The organism is Falsiroseomonas tokyonensis, assembly GCF_019024325.1.
Lineage (GTDB): Bacteria > Pseudomonadota > Alphaproteobacteria > Acetobacterales > Acetobacteraceae > Falsiroseomonas > Falsiroseomonas tokyonensis.
Map to the genome: position 1 here is coordinate 499,272 of NZ_JAFNJS010000005.1, position 17,222 is coordinate 516,493.

Here is a 17,222-nt window from a genome sequence, read left to right on the forward strand (position 1 = left end):
CCTTCAGGCGGCGAGCTTCGGGTAGTCCGTATAGCCCTTGGCGCCGCCGCCGTAGAAGGTCGCCTGGTCCGGCGCGGCCAGCGGCGCGTCCTGCTTCAGGCGCTCCACCAGGTCCGGGTTGCTGATGTAGCTGGAGCCGAAGGCGATCAGGTCGCCGCGGCCGCTGGCGATATCCGCCTGGGCGCGGGCCTTGTCATAGCCGGCATTCAGGATGATCGGCCCGCCGAAATGCTTGCGCGCCAGGCCGATCACGTCGAAGGCGGGCTTCGCATCCAGGAAATGGACATAGGCGAGGCCCTTGCCGGACAGGCCCTGGATCACTGGCGTATAGGTGCCCTCCACATCCGGGTCGTTGATGTCGTTGAAGGGATTGCCGGGGCTCAGCCGCACGCCGACGCGCTCCGCACCGATCGCCTTGGCCGCGGCCTCGGTGATGGCCAGCAGGAAGCGCGCGCGGTTCTCGCCCGAGCCGCCCCACTTGTCCGTGCGCTGATTGGCATTCGGCGCCAGGAACTGGCCCGGCAGATAGCCATTCGCGCCATGGATCTCGACGCCATCGAGGCCCGCCGCCACGGCATTGCGCGCGGCCTGGGCATAGGACTCGATCATCTGCTCGATCTCGGCCTCGGTCAGGGCGCGCGGCGTCGGCAGGTCCTTCATGCCGCCGGCGGTGTACATCTGCCCCTTGGCGGCGATGGCGGAGGGGCCGACCGGCTCCAGCCCATCCTGGTGCTCCGGCACCGCGATGCGGCCGACATGCATGAGCTGCGCGAAGATATGCCCGCCCTTGGCATGCACGGCCTGCGCGATGGCGCGCCAGCCCTCCACTTGGGCTTCGTTGTAGAGGCCCGGAATGTCGCTGTAGCCGCGGCCATTGGCGGCGGGCGCGGTGCCTTCCGTCACGATCAGGCCGGCGGAGGCGCGCTGCGTGTAGTATTCGGCCATCAGCGCATTCGGCACATTGCCCGGCGCGCGGCTGCGCGTCATCGGCGCCATCACGATGCGGTTGGGCAGGGTCAGGGCGCCGAGCTTCACGGCGCCGAACAGGTCGGGGGTTTCGGTCATGGCAGGTCCTCAAGGCTGGGCGCGGCACGGATGGCGCCGCTGCGTTGGGCAGGGAGATGGGCCGGCCATCGGCGCTGCGCCATCCCGCCGGGCGGATGCCCACCATCAGCCCTGGTGATGAAACGCGCGCTGCTTCCCGTGCCAGGGGGCGACGTGGAAAGGTGGTGCCTCGCCCGGACAGGACCCAGCCCATGGACCAGCAGATCTCGGTCATCACCCTCGGCATCGAGGATCTTGCCCGGTCAAGACGCTTCTATGCCGAGGGTTTTGGCTGGACCACGGTCTTCGAAAGCCCGGACATCATCTTCTACCAGATGAACGGCCTGGTCCTCGGCACCTGGCTGCGCGCGGCGCTGGAGGCGGATATGCGCCGGACCGGCACCGTCGGCGCGCCGGCCGGCTTCGCCCTCGGCCACAATGTCGGCTCGGCCGAGGCGGTGGAGGCGGTGATGCGCCGGCTGCTGGCCGCCGGGGGCCACCTGCTGCGCCCGGGCGATGCGCCGCCGCATGGCGGCTATCGCGGCTATGTCGCGGACCCGGATGGCCACCCCTGGGAGATCGCCTGGAACCCGGCCTGGCCGATCGATGCCGAGGGGCGCGTCACCTTCGCCACCTGATCACCCGCCGCCGCGGATCACCGTGCGGATGGCGAAGCTGGACTGGATGCGGGACACGCCCGGCATGCGGGACAGCGCCTCCTTGTGGATGCGCTCGTAATCCGCCGCATCCCGCGCCTCCACCCGCAGCAGATAATCGGCGATGCCGGTCATCAGGTGGCATTCGCGCACCTCGGGGCAGCGCCGCACCGCATCCTCGAAGCGGCGCAGATGGTCGTCCGTCTGCCGTTCCAGCGTGATCTGCACGATCACGGTGACCACCCCGGCGGGGGAGGGCTCGTCCACCAGCACGGTATAGCCGCGGATGATGCCGCGGCTCTCCAATAGCCGCAGCCGGCGCAGGCAGGCGGAGGGCGAAAGCCCCACCTGGGCGGCCAGCGCGGCATTCGGCATGCGGCCATCGGTGCGGAGGGCGCGGAGGATCGCGCGGTCGATCTCATCCATCGGCAGATTCCACCAATTTGTCGCATGATATTGCGCAGGCCAAGGCCTGACGAGCGATGCTGCGCCGATGCGGCATGAAATTCGCTGGTTCCACCGGCTAAGCTCGACGAATCGCAAGGGATGACGATGATGCGCGTGCTCGTGCTCGGCAGCGGCGTGGTGGGTGTGGCCAGTGCCTGGTACCTGGCCCAGGCGGGGCATGAGGTGACGGTGCTGGACCGCCAGCCGGCCCCGGGCATGGAGACCAGCTTCGCCAATGCCGGCCAGGTCTCGCCCGGCTACTCTGCGCCCTGGGCCGGCCCGGGCATTCCGGTGAAGGCGCTGAAGTGGCTGATGATGCACCACCGCCCGCTGGTGGTCTGGCCGCTGCTGGATACGCGGCTGTACGGCTGGCTGGCCCGGCTGCTCGCGAATTGCACCGAGGACGCCTACAACCTGAACAAGTCGCGCATGGTGCGCCTGGCCGAATATTCGCGGGACTGCCTGCGCGACCTGCGCGGCGCCACCGGCATCGAATACGACCAGCGCACCCAGGGCACGCTGCAGCTCTTCCGCACCCAGAAGCAGCTGGACGCCGTGCCGAACGACACCAGGGTGCTCGACCAGTTCCAGGTGCCTTATGAGGTGCTGGACGCCGCCGGCTGCGCCGCGGTGGAGCCCGCGCTGCGCTTCGTGGAGGGCAAGTATCTTGGCGGCCTGCGTCTGCCGGGGGATGAGACGGGCGATGCCTTCCTCTTCACCCAGCGCCTGGCGAAGCTGGCCGAGGTGGCCGGCGTCACCTTCCGCCAGGGCGTCACCATCCAGGCGATCGAGACGGAGGCCGGCCGCGTCACCGGCATCGCCACCGACCAGGGCCAGATCACGGCGGACCACTATGTCGTGGCCCTCGGCAGCTTCGCGCCGAAGCTTCTGCGGCCGCTCGGCCTGCATGTGCCGGTCTATCCCGTGAAGGGCTATTCGCTGACCCTGCCGGTGAGCGATCCGGAGGGCGCGCCGGTCTCCACGGTGATGGACGAGACCTTCAAGATCGCGGTGACGCGCCTCGGCGACCGCATCCGTGTCGGCGGTACGGCGGAGATCGCGGGTTTTTCCGCCACCCTGCGCGGCCCGCGCCGGCGCACGCTGGAGCATACGGTGACGGACCTCTTCCCGCGCGGCGGCGACGTGGCCAAGGCCAGCTTCTGGACCGGGCTGCGGCCGATGACGCCGGATGGCACGCCGGTGGTCGGCGCCACGCGTTTTCCGAATCTTTTCCTCAATACCGGCCATGGGACCCTGGGCTGGACCATGGCCTGCGGATCGGGCCGCGTCCTGGCGGACCTGATGAGTGGCAAGTCGCCGGATATCGACGCCGGCGACCTTGCTCTGGCCCGCTACGCGGGTGAGCCCTGACCCGCTAAGCGGCCTGAGCCAGCCGCTTCGCGACGAATTCGAGCCGGTCCTGCCCCCAGAAGATGTCCTCACCGATGACGTAGCTGGGGGCGCCGAAGACGCCGCGGGCGAGCGCAGCCTGGCTGTCCGCCTGGCGCATCTCGGCCCAGCGCGGGTCTTCCGCCAGCGCCGTGACGGCAGCGGCATCCAGCCCCGCCTCGCCGATCAGTCGCGACAGGGTCTCGCGATCCGCCGGATTGGCCTCCTCCTCCCACAGTGCCTTCAGGATGCGGTGGGAGAGGCGGAGCGCTGGGGCATCGCCCTGCGTCTCCCGCACCGCGATGACGCAGGCGGCGGAGAAGTTCTCGTCGCAGGGGAAGTGCTTCGGCTGGAGATGGATCGGGATGCCCAGCGCCTCCCGCCACCGGCGCAGCTCCTGCATCCGATAGGCCTGGCGTTGCGGGCTGCGCTTCGGCAGGGGAAGGCCGCCGGAGGCCGGGAATACGGTGCCGCCGAAATCGCAGGGGATCGGGCGGATGGAAGCTCCGTGCTGGGCTGCAAGTGCTTCGATCCGCGCCGCGCCCAGATGCGTCCAGGGGCTGCCGAGGGACAGGTAGTAGTCGATATGCATGGCGATCTCCCGTGTCGCCGCATCATCGCGGGGCGCCGCGCGCCTCGCAATCTTCGCACTTGCAACCGCGACGGTGGCGGGTGCCTGATGGCGGCGAAGGGCGGGGCATGAAGCATGCGAGACAAGGTCGGGCCGGGTGGCGTCACCTATGCGCCGGTGGCGGCGGGCTATTTCGAAAGCCGCGGGCTGCGGCGCCATGCGGGCGTCGCCTCGCTCTGGGCGCTGGGCGTCGGCGCCGTCATCTCGGGTGATTTCTCGGGTTGGAATTTCGGCCTCGGCGTCGGCGGCTTCGGCGGCATGCTGCTGGCCACGCTGGTCATCATGACGATGTATCTGGGGCTCACCTTCAGCCTGGCGGAGATGTCCCCGGCCCTGCCGCATACCGGCGGCGCCTATTCCTTCGCCCGCTCCACCATGGGGCCCTGGGGCGGCTTCTTCACCGGCCTGGCGGAGAATGTGGAATTCGTCCTGACGCCCACCGTCGTGGTCTTCTTCATCTCGACCTACATGGGCGCCATCTTCGGCACGCCCGGCTGGGCCATGCCGCTGTGGTGGCTGGGCTTCTATGCCGTCTTCCTGGCGCTGAACATCTGGGGGGTGGAACTGTCCTTCCGCGTCACGCTGGTGGTGACGCTGCTGGCGCTGGCGGTGCTCGCCCTGTTCTGGATCTCGGCGCTGCCGCATTTCCGCTGGGAGCTGGCGCTGAACATCCCGCCGGAGCCGGGGCATTCCGCCTTCCTGCCCTTCGGCCTCGGCGGTGTGCTGGCGGCCCTTCCCTTCGCCGTCTGGTTCTTCCTGGCGATCGAGCAATTGCCCCTGGCGGCGGAGGAAAGCCACGACCCGCAGCGGGACATGCCGCGCGGCATCCTGGCCGGCATGGCGACGCTGGTGGTGACCGCCTTCCTGACGCTGGTGCTCACCGCCGGCATCGGTGGCGGCGCCGCGCAGATGGGCACGTCCGCCGAGCCGATCCTGGACGGCTTTCGCGCCATCTATGGCGGCGACCTGGCGCGGCTGCTGGCGCTGGCGGCGGTGATCGGCCTGGTGGCCAGCTTCCACGCCATCCTCTTTGCCTTCGGCCGGCAGATCTATTCGCTGTCCCGCGCTGGCTACCTGCCGCGCCTGCTGTCGCTGACGCATCCCGAACGCAAGACGCCGGTGGCGGCGCTGCTGGCGGGTTCGGCGCTCGGGCTGTCGATCATGCTGCTGGTCTGGCTGGCGGTGGGGGAGGAGGGGGCCACCACCATCATCGGCACCACGCTGCTGAACATGGCGGTCTTCGGCGCCATGCTGTCCTACCTGATGCAGGCCATCGCCTTCATCCGGCTGCGGCTGACGCGCCCGGATATCCCCCGCCCCTATCGCAGCCCGCTGGGCATTCCCGGCGCGGTGGCGACGGCGGCGATCGCGCTGCTGACGCTGGCCTGGCAGGTGCAGGACCCCGCCTACCGGGCCGCGGTGCTGCCGGTGGCGGGCTGGATCGCGGTGGGCATGGCCTATTTCGCGCTGCGCGGCCGCCACCGGCTGGTGCTGTCGCCGGAGGAAGCCTTCGCCATGCGCCGCTGATCAGGCGGGGTCGCGCAGCGGGATCACGCGGTCCAGCCGGCAGGACACCGCCTCGCCCATGGCGAAGGCGGGGCTGGCCGCCGGCGTCACCACGAACAGCATGCCGGCCGGCGTCTCCACCTCATACTCCCGCGTCTGGCCGAGGAAGGCGGCGCGCTGGATGCGGCCGGGCAGGCCGGTGGCGCCTTCCGGCTGCGGCAGGATGGATTCGGGGCGCACGGCGATCTGCGCGGGCCCGGTTGGATGGGCGCGCATCGCCACGTCCAGCGCGACGCCGCCCAACGCGATACGGCCCGGGCCCAGCACCTCGCCGGCCAGCACATTCGCCTCCCCCATGAAGTCGGCGATGAAGGCATCCGCCGGGTCGTCATAGAGCTCGGTCGGCGTGCCCATCTGCGCGATGCGGCCGGCGCGCATGACGCAGACCAGGTCCGAGACGGCCAGCGCCTCCTGCTGGTCATGCGTCACATAGACGACGGAGAGGCCGAGCTTGCGCTGCAGGTCGCGGATATCCTCCCGCACCCGGCGCCGCAGCCGTGCATCGAGGTTGGACAGCGGCTCGTCGAAGAGCAGGACCTTGGGCCGCAGCACCAGCGCGCGCGCCACCGCCACGCGCTGCTGCTGGCCGCCCGAAAGCTCCGAGGGCAGGCGCTGGCCCAGCCCTTCCAGGCCGAGGGTCTTCAGCATGGCGGTGGCCTCCGCCTCGGCGGACGCCTTGCGGGCGCCATTCACCACAAGGCCGTAGGAGACGTTTTCCAGCACGTTCATATGTGGGAACAGCGCATAGGACTGGAAGACCATGGCGATGCGGCGCTCCGCCGCGGAAAGCCCCGTTACGTCGCGCCCCTCAATCTCGATCCGCCCGCCGGTCGGCAATTCCAGCCCCGCCACCAGCCGCAGCGTGGTCGTCTTGCCGCAGCCGGAGGGGCCGAGCAGCGTCACCAGCGCGCCGCGCGGCAGGTTGAACGAAACCTCGTCCACCGCGCGCACATTGCCGAAAGCCTTGGTCACCCGGTCGAAGGTGATGGCGACGTCGGACATGGGTCAGGCTCCGCTGGGGATGGTGGGGGCGCTGCCGCGGCCGAGGCGCGCGCGGCCGACCAGCTTCTCGATGCCCAGCACCATCCCGAGCATGATGACGATCAACACGGTGGAATAGGCGATAGCCAGCGCCATCTCCCCGGCCTCCACGCGGCCGACGATATAGACGGTGGCGAGGTTGTGCCGCGCGGAGACCAGGAAAATGACGGCGGAGACGGCCGTCATCGCCGTGACGAAGGAATAGGCCAGCGCGGTGACGATCGCCGGCCGCAGCAGCGGCAGCACCACGCGGCGCAGCGTGGCGAAGGCTCCGCCGCCCATGGTGGCTGAAGCCTCGTCCAGCGACTTGTCGATCTGCGCAAGCGCCGCGATGCCGCCGCGCACGCCCACCGGCAGGTTGCGGAAGACGAAGCAGATGACGAGAATCAGCGCCGTGCCGGTGAGCTCCACCGGCGGCACGTTGAAGGCCATGATGTAGGACACGCCGACCACCGTGCCGGGGATGGCGAAGGACAGCATGGTCATGAATTCCAGGCCGCGCCGGCCGGGGAAATTCTGGCGCGCGATCAGCCATGCCAGCAGGATGCCCAGGCCCGCCGTCAGCGGCGCGGAGATGGCGGCGACCTGGATGGTGGTGAAAAGACTGTCCCAGGCGCTGCCGATGAAGGCCGGCGCGCCATCGAACCAGCCGACCTCGAAGCCGGTGCCGAGATGCCGCCAGGTGAAGGACAGGTCGCCGCGGCCGATATCATGCACGAAGCCGCCGACCAGGATGATGCCATAGACGGCGGCGGTGAAGATCATCCAGGGCCAGGCGACGGCGGCGCAGGTGAATTTCAGCCCCTTCGGCAGCGGCGCCGGGATGCCGCTGTCGCCCTTGCCGGTCACGGTCGTGTAGCGCCGCTTGCCCAGCCACAGCGCCTGCAGCGCGAAGGCGCCGAAGGTGATGGCCAGCAGCAGCAAGGCCAGCGCCGCGGCGCGGCCCGGATCGTGCCGCGCGCCGGCGATGGCGAAGAAGATGCGCGTGGACAGCACGTCGAAATCGCCGCCGAGCACCAGCGGATTGCCGAAATCGGCCAGGCTTTCGACGAAGGCCAGCAGGAAGGAAGCGGCCAGCGCCGGCTTCAGCAGCGGCCAGGTGACGGTCCTGAAGACGCGCATGCGCCGGGCGCCCATCGTCGAAGCCGCCTCCTCAAGGCTCGGCGAGATCGCGCGCAGCGCGCCGTCCAGCAGCAGGAAGGCGATCGGTGCCTGGGCCAGCACCTGCGCCAGCAGCACGCCCGGCAGGCCGTAGATCCAGCGGCTGCGCGGAATGTCGAACCAGTCCCACAGCAGCCCGGTGACGATGCCGGTGCGGCCGAACAGCACGATCAGCGCCAGCGACACGACGAAGGGCGGCGTGATCAGGGGCAGGATGGTCATGGCGCGGAAGGCGCCGGCGCTGACCGGCCCCCGCGCACCGCCGCGCACCGCGAGCAGCGCGAAGGCCAGGCCAAGCAGGGTGGAGATCACCGCCGTCAGGCTCGCCAGCAGCAGCGTGTTCCAGACCACGCCGCAGCCGGCATGGCTCGTCACGCAGGCGAGGCTCCAGGCCTCCGGCGCCACCAGCCTTGCGCCAAAGGCAGCGGGGGCCAGGCGGCCGTCCTCATACAGGGCGGCCGAGAGCATGTTCACCAGCGGCAGGAAGACGAAGAGGATCAGCAGGAAGCCGCAACCGCAGACCAGGAAGGCGACGAAGGCATCCGCGCCGAAGCGGCCGCGCGCCGCCTGTCCGGCCGCGAACAGCCCGATGCCGCCCGCCAGCACCAGAAAGGCGCCCCAGCCGAGGGAGGGTTGCGGCGGCGGCGCGCCCAGCAGCGGCGCCAGCCAGCCCCACTGCAGCCCGTTCAGCCCGATGGCGTAGCCGGCCCCCAGCACCGCCAGCACCAGCAGGCCGCCGATCCAGGCGAGGCCGCCGCCCGCGCGCCCGCGCAGGAGGGCAGGGGCGGCCAGCGCCAACAGCAGCGCCACCGGCCACAACCACCAGCGCGACCCGTCCAGCAGCAGCGCGACGAGTGGCGCCGCCGTGCCGACTGGCCAGGCGGCGAGTTCGGAAAGCCCGTCCTGCAGGCCGTGCCAGGGGGCGAGGAACAACCCAAGCGTCGCGCAGATCAGCGCAACGCGGGCCAGGGTCAGGGCGCCCATGTCAGAGCCTGTCCGGGAGGGTCAGAAGCGAGCCGGGCCGGGCGCATCCGCCCGGCCCTGTCCCGAAGAAATCAGCGGGCGCCGGCGCGCACCTCGCGCTCCCAGCGCGTGATCACGCGCGTGCGCTCCGCCGCCGAACCCCAGCGGGCGAAATCGTAGTCGATCAGGCGGATATTCTCGAAGCGCGGCGCCTGGGGCGGGATCGGCGCCGTGCGGTTCGACGGCAGCTGATAGGCATTGGCCGGCCCGGCCAGGCCCTGCGCTTCCGGCGACAGCGCCCAGTCGTAGAAGCGCTGCGCATTCTCCATGTTCCGCGCACCGCGGATGATAGACATGGAGCCGATCTCATAGCCGGTGCCCTCGCAGGGCGCGACGATCTCGACCGGCGCGCCGTTCACCTTCTGCGCCACCGCATCATGCAGGAAGGTGATGCCGACCAGCGTCTCGCCCGTCGCCGCCGCACGCGCCGGTGCGGCGCCGGAGCGGGTGTACTGGTTTACGTTGCGATGGAGCGCGCGGAGATAGGTGAAGGCGGGTTCCTCGCCCAGCACCTGGATCAGCGTCGCCAGCATGGTGTAGGCGGTGCCGCTGGTATTGGGGTCCGCCACCTGGATCTCACCGCGGAATTCGGGCTTCGCCAGATCCGCCCAGCAGGTGGGTGCGGCGATGCGCCGGCGGGCGAGTTCCGGCGCGGAGTAGGAATAGCCCAGCGCGCCGGCATAGATGCCGACGGTTCGGAAGCGCGCCTGCTGCGCCTGGCGCGTGGCCCAGTCGTGCAACTCCGACATGCGGGGGGACTGGTATTCGGCGGTCAGGTTTTCCTCCCCCGCCTGCATGTGGGGGTCGCCAGTGCCGCCCCACCAGACATCGCCGCGGGGGTTGGCGGCCTCGGCGCGGATCTGCGTCAGCGTCTCGCCGGAGGATTTGCGCGTCATCGCCACGCGCACGCCGGTAGCGCGCTCGAAGGCCTGCATCATCGGGCGGCACCATTCCTCCTGCACCGAGCAATAGACGGTCAGGTTGCCCTGGGCCGTGGCGGCGGCCGGCAGGAATGCGGTCAGCGTCGCGGCGAAGCCGGCGGCCAGAAGGCGGCGGGGGGTGGACATGGACGGGAAACCTCCGAGGGGATGGCCGGCGTTATGGCGCCGGTCCGGAATTCTGTTTGTGACAGTGCAGTTAAGGCCGGGGGGCGCCGGCGCTCAAGCCTCCATCAGCGCCTGCAGCGCCGCGGCCAGGCCGGGCGCGCCGATGCCCACGGGATTGCCCTCGGCGATCCAGTCGCCGCTGTCGAAACCGTTGATCCAGCACCCGGCTTCCCGCGCGATGGCGACGGCGGCGCAGGCGTCCCAGGAATTGATGTGCTGCTCGATATAGGCATCGAGCCGGCCGACGGCGGTCTCCACCAGCCCCAGCGTGCCGGAGCCGCCGACGCGCAGCCCCGCGCCCTGCGCCATGGCGCCCTGGGACAGGCGGTGGAAGACCTCCAGCGGCTTCCGCATGGACCAGCCCACCTCGATGATGGCGCGGCGCATGTCGGTGGTGCTGGCGGGGCGGATCGGCACGCCGTTCAGCGTGGCGCCGCAGCCCTCGGCGCCGACGAAGACCTCGGCGGGCGCGTAGCGGGCGATGGCGCCCAGCACGGCGCGATTGCCCTGCACCATGCCGATGGAGACGCACCAGCGGTCGCTGCCGCGCGAGAAGTTGGAGGTGCCGTCGATCGGGTCGAGGATCCATACCGGCCCGTCGCCCACGACGGCGCCGCCCTGCTCCTCGCCGATGATCGCGTCATCCGGGAAGTGTTTTGCGAGCTCACCGCGGATGAAGGTTTCGGTCGCGCCGTCAGCTTCCGTCAGAAAGTCCTGGGCACCCTTGAAGGTGGTCTCCGCCATGCCGTTGGCGCGCATCCGGAAGGCCAGCGCCGCCGCCTCCTGCGCGATGCCGGCGGCGATGGCCATGCGGTGCTTCAGGTCGGTCACTCATAGGCTCCCATGACATTCTGGTCGAAGTCGATCAGCGCGCCGGTCATCATCTCGGCGGCGCCGGACAGCAGGTAGGTGGCGAGGCCCGCCACATCGGCGGGACGGATCAGCCGGCCGAAGGGCTGTGTCGGTTCGGCCTTTTCGCGCCAGTCGGGCGGGTTGCCGTCCTTCGCCTGGATGGCGTGCTCGCCGGGCGTATCGGCCCAGCCGAGGTTGATGCCGTTCACCCGGATGCGGTGCGCGCGCAGGCCATGTGCCGTGTTTTTCGTGAATGTCGCCAGCGCGCCCTTGGAGGAGGCATAGCCGGTGAGGAAGGGCTGGCCGCCATGGCTCGACATGGTGATGACGTTGACCACGGAGCCGGGTCGCTTCTCCGCAACCAGGCGCTTCGCAAAAGCCTGGGTCAACAGGAAGGGGGCGCGGGCGTTCACGGCGAACAGCCGGTCCCAGAGCGCGACGTCGGTGTCCAGGATGGTGCCGCGGTCGGTCAGGCCGGCGGCATTCACCAGCCCGTCGATCAGCCCGAGCGCCGCTTCGGCCTGGGCGACGATGCCGGCCGTCGCCGTGGCATCGGCCAGGTCGGCGGCGACGAAATGCGCGGCGGCGCCGAGCCCGCGCAGTCGCGCCACCACCTGCGCGCCGCGATCCGCATTGCGGCCGGTGATGCAGATGGCGGCGGCGCCGGCCTCGGCCGCGGCCAGTGCCACGCCCTCGCCGATGCCCTGGGTGCCGCCGGTGATAAGAATGCGGCGGCCGGACAGACGGATCTTCACAGCCGCACCACACGGCCTTCGGCCATGGAGCGCAACGCGGCATCCGCCAGCACCAAGGCCTGGCGCCCATCCGCGGCACCCACCGGCATCGGGCTGCCCTTGGTCACCGAATCGATGAAGGCGAGCATCTCGGCGCGGTAGGCGAGGGCATAGCGCTCCAGGAAGAAGTGCAGCGGCTTTTCGGTGGAGACTGCCTGGGCATCGGCCTGCTCCACGGTGCTGCCCACCCGGTTGCCCGCGATCAGCCGGCCGAGGCTGCCATGCACCTCCACCCGCTGGTCGTAGCCATAGGCCGCGCGGCGGCTGTTGTTGATGGTGGCCATGCGGCCCGACTTCGTCTTTAGCACCACCATGGCCGAGTCGATATCGCCCGCCGCGCCGATCTCGGGATCCACCAGGTTGGAGCCGGTGGCGAAGACTTCCACCGGCTCCTCGCCCAGCATCCAACGGGCCATGTCAAAATCATGGATCGTCATGTCCCGGAACAGCCCGCCCGAGACCTTGATGTAGGAAACCGGCGGCGGGCCGGGGTCGCGGCTGGTGATCACCACCTGCTCCACCGCGCCGATGGCACCGGCCTGGATTCGGCGCTGCAGCTCGGCAAAATCCGGGTCGAAGCGGCGATTGAAGCCGACCAGCATGGGCACGCCGGCGGCCTGCACCGCCTCCAGGCATTCATCGACGCGGGCCAGCGACAGGTCGATCGGCTTCTCGCAGAAGATCGCCTTGCCGGCCTTGGCCGCGCGGATGACGAGATCCGCATGGGTATCGGTGGAGCTGGCGATGATGACGGCGCCGACCTCGGGGTCCGCCAGCGCGGCCTCGGTGGTCGAGACCTGGGCGCCATGCCGCTCGGCCAGGGCCTGGGCGGCGGGGGCATGCACATCGACGATGTGGCGCAGCCGCCCGCCGCAGCCGGCGAGGTTCGCGGCATGGATAGCGCCGATGCGTCCGGCGCCGAATTGTGCGAAATGCAGCATGTGTTTCCGTACCCGCGGGCCGCTTGTGGGGCCTGTCATCCAACCGTAACACTGGCCCTTCCGCCACCCCGGCGGAAGCCCGCCACAGGACGCCAGGACCAGAAGAATGGGCACCATACGCCTGACCGCGGCGGAGGCCACGCTGCGCTGGCTGTCCGTGCAGATGACCGAGCTGGAAGGCCGCACCGTGCCGATCTTCGGCGGCGTCTGGGCCATCTTCGGGCACGGCAATGTCGCGGGACTCGGCCCGGCCCTTCACGCCATGGGCAGGGCGCTGCCCGCCTTCCGCGCCCATAATGAGCAGGCCATGGCCCATGCCGCCATCGCATTTGCCAAGACGCATGCGCGCCGGCGGATGATGGCCTGCACCACCTCGATCGGGCCGGGCGCGACGAACATGGTCACCGCCGCGGCGCTGGCGCATGTGAACCGGCTGCCGGTGCTGCTGCTGCCCGGCGACATCTTTGCCAGCCGCCAGCCGGACCCGGTGCTGCAGCAGGTGGAGAATTTCGGGGATGGCACCGTCTCCGCCAATGACTGCTTCCGGCCGGTCTCGCGCTACTTCGACCGGATCATGCGGCCCGAGCAATTGCTGGCCGCGCTGCCGGCGGCGCTGCGGGTGCTGCTGGACCCGGTGGAATGCGGCCCGGCGACGCTTGCCTTTCCGCAGGATGTGCAGACCGAAGCCTTCGATTGGCCCGCGGAGTTCTTCCGCAAGCGCCTGCACCGCCCCCGCGCGCCGGAGCCCGATCGGCAGGAGCTGGCCGAAGCGATCGCGCTGCTGCGCGACGCCAAGCGCCCGCTGATCCTGGCCGGCGGCGGCGTGAAATATGCGGGCGCCGAGGCGGCACTCGCCGATTTCGCGCATCGCCACGCCGTGCCGGTGGCCGAGACCCAGGCCGGCAAGGGCAGCCTGCCTTGGGACCATCCGCGCAACGCCGGCGCCATCGGCGTGACCGGCAGCGCGGCCGCCAACGCGCTGGCGGAGAAGGCGGATGTGGTGCTGGCCGTGGGCACAAGGCTGCAGGATTTTTCGACCGGGTCCCGCGCGCTGTTCCGCCAGGCCGCGCTGATCGGGCTGAACGTCGCCGGCTTCGATGCGCAGAAGCAGGGCGCACAGCCGCTGGTCACCGATGCCGGTCGTGGTCTCGCCGCGCTGACCGCGGCGCTCGGCAAGTGGGAGGCGCCCCGGCCCTGGCAGGAGCGCGCCGTGACGGCGACGGGCCGCTGGCACCGCAGCGTGGAGCGCATCACTGCTGCGCCAAAACCGCGCGAGGCGGGGCTGCCCTCGGATGCGCAGGTGCTGGGTGCGGTGAACCGGGCGATGCCCCAGGATGGCATCGTGGTGTGTGCGGCGGGTGGCCTGCCGGGGGAGTTGCACAAGCTGTGGCGGGCGACGGATTCCGCCAGCTACCACCTGGAATACGGCTTCTCCTGCATGGGCTACGAGATCGCCGGCGGGCTGGGCGTGAAACTCGCCGCGCCGAAGCGCGAGGTGGTGGTGCTGGTCGGCGACGGCAGCTACCTGATGATGAACAGCGAGATCGCGACCAGCGTCGCGCTGGGCGCCAAGCTGACCATCGTGGTGCTCGACAATCGGGGCTTTGGCTGCATCAGCCGGCTGCAGCAGGGCACCGGCGGCGCGCCCTTCCTCAACCTGCTGGGCGACGCCGCGCCGCGCGTGGATTTCGCGGCGCATGCCCGCGCGTTGGGCGCGCAGGCCGTGAAGGTGGACGGCATTGGCGGGCTGGAAGCGGCCCTGCCCAAGGCGCTGTCGGCCAAGCGCACCAGCGTTGTGGTGATCGACACGGACCCGGCCGCCAGCACGGCGGAGGGTGGCGCCTGGTGGGAGGTGCCGGTCTCGGCCGCCCCGCGCGGCGCGGCGCAGGAAGCGGCCCGGAAAGACTACGAAACCGCCTTGCGCAAGCGGGGCAGCGGAGCGTGACGCGGATGAAAGTGCGGCTCGGGATCAATCCCCTGACCTGGACGAATGACGACATGCCGGAGCTCGGCGCGGAAACCCCGCTCGAGACCTGCCTGGCGGAGGCGAAGCTGGCCGGCTTCGCGGGCGTGGAGCTGGGCAACAAGTTTCCCCGAGTGGCGGGGCAGCTGAAGCCGATCCTGGACGCGCACGGGCTGGCGCTGGTCTCCGGCTGGTACGGCTCCAACCTGCTGGAGCGCGACGTGGAGGCCGAGATGGCGGCCGCGGAGCCGCATATCGCGCTGCTCTCGGCGCTGGGCTGCACCGCCATGGTGCATTGCGAGGTGACCGGCAGCGTGCACGGGCAGAAGGCCACGCCGCTGTCGCGCCGCCCGGTGCTGACCGATGCGCAATGGGCCGTGCTGCTGCCGCGGCTGGACGAGATGGCGCGCCGGCTGAAGGCGCGCGGCCTCGCCATGGCCTATCACCACCACATGGGCACGGTGATCGAGGCCGAGTCCGAGGTGGACCGGCTGATGGAAGGCACCAGCGATGTCGGCCTGCTGCTCGACACCGGCCACCTGACCTTTGCCGGCGGCGACCCGGTGCGTGCCGCCAAGCGCCACGCCGCGCGGGTGGTGCATGTGCATTGCAAGGATATCCGGCCGGGGGTGATGGCGGATGTGAAGGCGCGGGGCCTGTCCTTCCTCGATTCCGTGCTGGAAGGCGTCTTCACCGTGCCCGGCGATGGCTGCGTCGACTATCCCGCCGTCTTCGCCAACCTGCCGCACTACGCGGGCTGGCTGGTGGTGGAAGCGGAGCAGGACCCCGCCAAGGCCCATCCGCTGACCTATGCGCGGATGGGCCACGACTACCTGGCGCGGATCACTTGATCCCGGCGCGCATGAAGGACTGCACGAACTGACGCTGGAACAGCAGGAAGCCAAGCAATAGCGGCGCGGAGGTCATCAGCGTTGCCGCGCTGATGATCGCCCAGTCGATGCCCTGATCGGTGGAGGCGAAGACGGAAAGCCCCACCGTCAGCGGCCGCGTCTCCACGCTATTGGTGATGACCAGCGGCCAGAGAAAATTGTTCCAGTGGTAGGACACGCTGGTGAGCCCATAGGCGAGGTAGGTCGGCTTCGCCAGCGGCACGTAAACGCGCAGCAGGATGCCGAGCGTTCCGCAGCCCTCCACCCGCGCCGCCTCCTCCAGCTCCTTCGGCACCTGCTTGAAGGTCTGCCGCAGCAGAAAGATGCCGAAGGCGCTGGCCATATAGGGAAGGCCGATGGAGAGGATCGTATCCACCAGGCCGAGCGCCCGCATTGTGCGGTAGTTCTCGACCAGCAGGATGTCCGGCATGATCATCAGCTGGACGAGCACCAGGCCGAAGAGGATGCCGCTGCCGCGGAAGGGCGCGCGGGCGAAGGCGAAGGCGGCCAATGTGCAGAGCACGAATTGCGCGACCAGCACCATGGTGACCAGGACGAAGGTGTTCAGGAAGTAGCGGCCGAAGGGCGCCGCCTCCCAGGCCGCGGCGAAGTTGGACAGCGTCAGCGGCGCCAAAAGCTCGAAGCGCGTCGCATAGCCGGTCGGGTGGATCGCGGCCCAGACGGCGTAGAGCAGCGGTGCCACCCAGACCAAGGCCAGCAGCCAGGCGGCGGCCGTCTCCAACAGCGTGCCGAGGCGGGGCAGGGCAGGGGCCTCGCTGATCGTGGTCGCGCTCATCGGTAGTGCACCCGCTTCGCCGCGAACAGGAATTGCGCCGCGGCCGTCAGCGCCAGGATCACCAGCAGCACCACGGTCAGCGCCGCCGCCGTCGCCGTGTCCCAGAAGCGGAAGCCGAGGTCGTAGATGACGGTCAGCAGCAGCGCCGTCGCATTGTCCGGCCCGCCGCGCGTCATGACGATGATATGGTCCACCAGCCGGAAGCCGTTGATCACGGCATTCACCGCGATGAACAGCGTGGTCGGCCCCAGCAGCGGCAGGGTGACGCGGAAGAAGACGCGGGCGCGCGAGGCACCCTCAATCGCCGCGGCCTCATACAGGTTCGGGGGAATCGCCTGCAGCGCCGCCAGGTAGAAGATCATGAAGAAGCCGGCTTCCTTCCAGACGGCCACGGCGATCATCGCGCCCAGCGCCGTCTCCCGCTGCCCGATCCAGTTGGTGGGCCCCCAGCCGAAAAGCGCGCGGGTGATCTGGTCCAGCAGCCCGTAATCCGGCGTGTAGAAGAACAGCCACAGGTTCGCGACCGCGATCATCGGCAGCACGGTCGGCGTGCAATAGGCGATGCGCAGCGCGGTGCGGCCCGAGAGCTTGCCGTTCACCCAGATGGCCATGGCCAGCGACAGCCCGATGGAAAGCGGGATGGTGGCGCCGGCATAGATGAGATTGTTCCACAGCGCCTGCCAGAAGACCGGATCCTCGGCCAGCGCCAGGTAGTTCTCGGCGCCGATGAAGCGGGCGGGGCGGTTGGCGCGGGGTGTGGAGAAGAAGGAATGCCAAAGCGTGGCAACGGCCGGGTAGTGCGTGAAGCCGATCAGCAGCACCAGCGCGGGCGTCAGCATCAGCCAGGCGTGCAGCGTGGTGCGGGATGGCATCGGGCGTTGGGACCCTGTGCGCCTCTCCCCCAGATGGGGGGAGAGGCCTG

The 17,222-nt window shown here is 70.0% G+C and carries 16 protein-coding genes; 5 read left to right on the forward strand and 11 right to left on the reverse strand.

Annotated features, from left to right (window positions below):
* Window positions 1–3 precede the first annotated feature (3 nt).
* Entirely contained in the window at window positions 4–1,065 is a 1,062-nt protein-coding gene (locus tag J3S20_RS19210; protein WP_216838112.1) for an alkene reductase, read from the reverse strand.
* 191 nt (window positions 1,066–1,256) lie between these two features.
* Here J3S20_RS19210 and J3S20_RS19215 point away from each other — a divergent pair, with 191 nt between their 5' ends.
* Entirely contained in the window at window positions 1,257–1,682 is a 426-nt protein-coding gene (locus tag J3S20_RS19215; protein WP_216838113.1) for a VOC family protein, read from the forward strand.
* On the opposite strand, the gene J3S20_RS19220 is transcribed toward J3S20_RS19215, so the two are convergent.
* Window positions 1,683–2,126, reverse strand: a complete 444-nt coding sequence (locus J3S20_RS19220; protein ID WP_216838114.1) for an Lrp/AsnC family transcriptional regulator — start codon at window positions 2,124–2,126, stop codon at window positions 1,683–1,685.
* Between the two features lie 129 nt (window positions 2,127–2,255).
* Between J3S20_RS19220 and J3S20_RS19225 the strand changes: the two genes are divergently transcribed.
* Window positions 2,256–3,518: a D-amino acid dehydrogenase gene (locus J3S20_RS19225; RefSeq protein WP_216838167.1), complete on the forward strand. Its 1,263-nt coding sequence runs from the start codon at window positions 2,256–2,258 to the stop codon at window positions 3,516–3,518.
* A gap of 4 nt (window positions 3,519–3,522) precedes the next feature.
* Here the strand turns inward: J3S20_RS19225 and J3S20_RS19230 are convergent, their stop codons facing one another.
* Window positions 3,523–4,128, reverse strand: a complete 606-nt coding sequence (locus J3S20_RS19230) for a 2-hydroxychromene-2-carboxylate isomerase (protein ID WP_216838115.1) — start codon at window positions 4,126–4,128, stop codon at window positions 3,523–3,525.
* A 114-nt stretch (window positions 4,129–4,242) separates the two neighbouring features.
* Between J3S20_RS19230 and eat the strand changes: the two genes are divergently transcribed.
* Window positions 4,243–5,694 (forward strand): ethanolamine permease, encoded by a 1,452-nt coding sequence (gene eat / locus J3S20_RS19235; RefSeq protein WP_216838116.1) that lies wholly within the window; start codon window positions 4,243–4,245, stop codon window positions 5,692–5,694.
* Here the strand turns inward: eat and J3S20_RS19240 are convergent, their stop codons facing one another.
* From J3S20_RS19240 to iolG, 6 genes are all read right to left on the reverse strand, one after another.
* Window positions 5,695–6,735 carry an ABC transporter ATP-binding protein gene (locus J3S20_RS19240; RefSeq protein ID WP_216838117.1) on the reverse strand — a complete coding sequence of 347 codons (1,041 nt, stop codon included), beginning with the start codon at window positions 6,733–6,735 and terminating at the stop codon, window positions 5,695–5,697.
* A gap of 3 nt (window positions 6,736–6,738) precedes the next feature.
* A complete protein-coding gene (locus J3S20_RS19245) occupies window positions 6,739–8,919 on the reverse strand; it encodes an ABC transporter permease (protein ID WP_216838118.1) in 2,181 nt (726 codons plus the stop codon).
* Between the two features lie 71 nt (window positions 8,920–8,990).
* A complete protein-coding gene (locus tag J3S20_RS19250; RefSeq protein ID WP_216838119.1) occupies window positions 8,991–10,025 on the reverse strand; it encodes an ABC transporter substrate-binding protein in 1,035 nt (344 codons plus the stop codon).
* A gap of 93 nt (window positions 10,026–10,118) precedes the next feature.
* Complete coding sequence (locus J3S20_RS19255) at window positions 10,119–10,895, reverse strand: inositol monophosphatase family protein (RefSeq protein WP_216838120.1); 777 nt, start codon at window positions 10,893–10,895, stop codon at window positions 10,119–10,121.
* Entirely contained in the window at window positions 10,892–11,671 is a 780-nt protein-coding gene (locus tag J3S20_RS19260) for an SDR family oxidoreductase (RefSeq protein WP_216838121.1), read from the reverse strand. Before J3S20_RS19260 ends, J3S20_RS19255 begins: the two co-directional genes overlap by 4 nt.
* Entirely contained in the window at window positions 11,668–12,651 is a 984-nt protein-coding gene (gene iolG / locus J3S20_RS19265; protein ID WP_216838122.1) for an inositol 2-dehydrogenase, read from the reverse strand. Before iolG ends, J3S20_RS19260 begins: the two co-directional genes overlap by 4 nt.
* Before the next feature lie 106 nt (window positions 12,652–12,757).
* Between iolG and iolD the strand changes: the two genes are divergently transcribed.
* Window positions 12,758–14,596, forward strand: coding sequence for a 3D-(3,5/4)-trihydroxycyclohexane-1,2-dione acylhydrolase (decyclizing) (gene iolD, locus J3S20_RS19270; RefSeq protein ID WP_216838123.1), 1,839 nt, complete (start codon window positions 12,758–12,760; stop codon window positions 14,594–14,596).
* Window positions 14,597–14,601: 5 nt separating this feature from the next.
* Window positions 14,602–15,465 carry a myo-inosose-2 dehydratase gene (gene iolE, locus J3S20_RS19275; RefSeq protein WP_216838124.1) on the forward strand — a complete coding sequence of 288 codons (864 nt, stop codon included), beginning with the start codon at window positions 14,602–14,604 and terminating at the stop codon, window positions 15,463–15,465.
* On the opposite strand, the gene J3S20_RS19280 is transcribed toward iolE, so the two are convergent.
* Window positions 15,458–16,300 carry a carbohydrate ABC transporter permease gene (locus J3S20_RS19280; RefSeq protein WP_216838125.1) on the reverse strand — a complete coding sequence of 281 codons (843 nt, stop codon included), beginning with the start codon at window positions 16,298–16,300 and terminating at the stop codon, window positions 15,458–15,460. The two genes, iolE and J3S20_RS19280, sit on opposite strands and share 8 nt — an antisense overlap.
* Window positions 16,297–17,172, reverse strand: a complete 876-nt coding sequence (locus J3S20_RS19285) for a carbohydrate ABC transporter permease (RefSeq protein ID WP_216838126.1) — start codon at window positions 17,170–17,172, stop codon at window positions 16,297–16,299. The genes J3S20_RS19280 and J3S20_RS19285 overlap by 4 nt, the downstream gene beginning before the upstream one ends.
* Window positions 17,173–17,222: the final 50 nt, after the last annotated feature.

Coding starts and splice junctions, on each gene's coding strand:
- J3S20_RS19210 (WP_216838112.1), bottom strand. CDS start 1,065: ATGACCGAAACCCCCGACCTGTTCGGCGCCGTGAAGCTCGGCGCCCTG.
- J3S20_RS19215 (WP_216838113.1), top strand. CDS start 1,257: ATGGACCAGCAGATCTCGGTCATCACCCTCGGCATCGAGGATCTTGCC.
- J3S20_RS19220 (WP_216838114.1), bottom strand. CDS start 2,126: ATGGATGAGATCGACCGCGCGATCCTCCGCGCCCTCCGCACCGATGGC.
- J3S20_RS19225 (WP_216838167.1), top strand. CDS start 2,256: ATGCGCGTGCTCGTGCTCGGCAGCGGCGTGGTGGGTGTGGCCAGTGCC.
- J3S20_RS19230 (WP_216838115.1), bottom strand. CDS start 4,128: ATGCATATCGACTACTACCTGTCCCTCGGCAGCCCCTGGACGCATCTG.
- eat (WP_216838116.1), top strand. CDS start 4,243: ATGCGAGACAAGGTCGGGCCGGGTGGCGTCACCTATGCGCCGGTGGCG.
- J3S20_RS19240 (WP_216838117.1), bottom strand. CDS start 6,735: ATGTCCGACGTCGCCATCACCTTCGACCGGGTGACCAAGGCTTTCGGC.
- J3S20_RS19245 (WP_216838118.1), bottom strand. CDS start 8,919: ATGGGCGCCCTGACCCTGGCCCGCGTTGCGCTGATCTGCGCGACGCTT.
- J3S20_RS19250 (WP_216838119.1), bottom strand. CDS start 10,025: ATGTCCACCCCCCGCCGCCTTCTGGCCGCCGGCTTCGCCGCGACGCTG.
- iolG (WP_216838122.1), bottom strand. CDS start 12,651: ATGCTGCATTTCGCACAATTCGGCGCCGGACGCATCGGCGCTATCCAT.
- iolD (WP_216838123.1), top strand. CDS start 12,758: ATGGGCACCATACGCCTGACCGCGGCGGAGGCCACGCTGCGCTGGCTG.
- iolE (WP_216838124.1), top strand. CDS start 14,602: ATGAAAGTGCGGCTCGGGATCAATCCCCTGACCTGGACGAATGACGAC.
- J3S20_RS19280 (WP_216838125.1), bottom strand. CDS start 16,300: ATGAGCGCGACCACGATCAGCGAGGCCCCTGCCCTGCCCCGCCTCGGC.
- J3S20_RS19285 (WP_216838126.1), bottom strand. CDS start 17,172: ATGCCATCCCGCACCACGCTGCACGCCTGGCTGATGCTGACGCCCGCG.